This window comes from Candidatus Thiosymbion oneisti (assembly GCF_900092655.1).
Taxonomy (GTDB): domain Bacteria; phylum Pseudomonadota; class Gammaproteobacteria; order Chromatiales; family Chromatiaceae; genus Thiosymbion; species Thiosymbion oneisti.
Map to the genome: position 1 here is coordinate 1 of NZ_FLUY01001149.1, position 1,054 is coordinate 1,054.

General features: G+C 45.6%; 2 protein-coding genes. Both read right to left on the reverse strand.

Annotated elements, in window-relative coordinates:
• Positions 1 to 70 precede the first annotated feature (70 nt).
• Positions 71 to 319: a JAB domain-containing protein gene (locus tag BQ17_RS11700; protein ID WP_089727266.1), complete on the reverse strand. Its 249-nt coding sequence runs from the start codon at positions 317 to 319 to the stop codon at positions 71 to 73.
• 120 nt (positions 320 to 439) lie between these two features.
• A partial coding sequence (locus tag BQ17_RS11705) for a hypothetical protein (protein ID WP_218068241.1) occupies positions 440 to 1,054 on the reverse strand: 615 nt, incomplete at its 5' end.

Consider the following 1,054-nt stretch of genomic DNA (forward strand, 5'->3'; position numbering starts at 1 on the left):
TGGATTCCGGCAATCCCTGCCGGAATGACGAGGGAGGGGTTGGCAGACTTCAGCATTTAGAATTTATCCACTACCCGGCCAGCTTGTAAATCGCCATTCGGAAGGCTTCTCGGGGGTTGACGCTTGCCATGTTGGAAGACCCCAGGGCAACCAACTCGATATAGAGGATTTTGTTCGCTTGATTCACACCCACCATCCAGAAGTGCTCCTGACCTTGGCCAATTTTATTCTCTCTGCGGAGAATCTGGCGCATGATCAGATAAATGTCTTCTGCACCGTTTACGGTGACTTTTTGTTGCTTGCTTAATTTGACTTCCATTGCGGGACCTCTATAGAACGCCTAACGTAAGGCTAACCCGGCGCATACTGCGCCTTGCCCATCCCCTGAAAACAACATCTTAGCTCGATGGCGCAGTATGCGCTCGGGTTGAGCTAATTGTTAGCGCAACAAAATATTGTAAAGCTTACCTAGCGTCTTAGAGAGAGACACTAACGTATCAATTGGGCCAACAAGTACGTCGGGCTCCGCGCCTGTCTGACCCGACCGTCTCTCTCGGAGAATTTCATTTATAATCTGAACATTCTCGTCTTCAGCGATTTCTTCTTTCACTGCAACAAGGCGACCTCTTGCTTCTCGCACTTCTTTTAAAGCGTCTTTAAGCTCTCCATCTTCTTCAACTTTTCCTAAAACGATATCTGCATACTTCCTGTATTGCTCTTGGTAAAACAGTGCTAAACCAGCCTTTCTAATTGAAACCTCCATGAGTTTCTTTTTCTTATCTAGATCTGATAACTCTTGCTCCGTGCGGACTTTACTTCTTTCAATAGCCTCGAGTTCTTCTGCCGCATTCATTAATCCTTTTAACTTTTCCAATTCTTCTTTTTCAAAGTCTGTGCTTTTAATCTTTCGAGAACTAGCAAAGGCGAGAAGGCCTAAAACGGACGCAAGACCTGTTACAAAAGAAAACTGTGTAGTGGGTAGTGGTAAATTTATAAGTGAAAAAGTAGAGCGATTCATCTTTTTGATCCCCTCTCCCCAACCCCTCTCCCGGCG

Excerpts from the sequence above, each read along its gene's own strand:
- BQ17_RS11700 (WP_089727266.1), bottom strand. The coding sequence starts at position 319 with ATGGAAGTCAAATTAAGCAAGCAACAAAAAGTCACCGTAAACGGTGCA.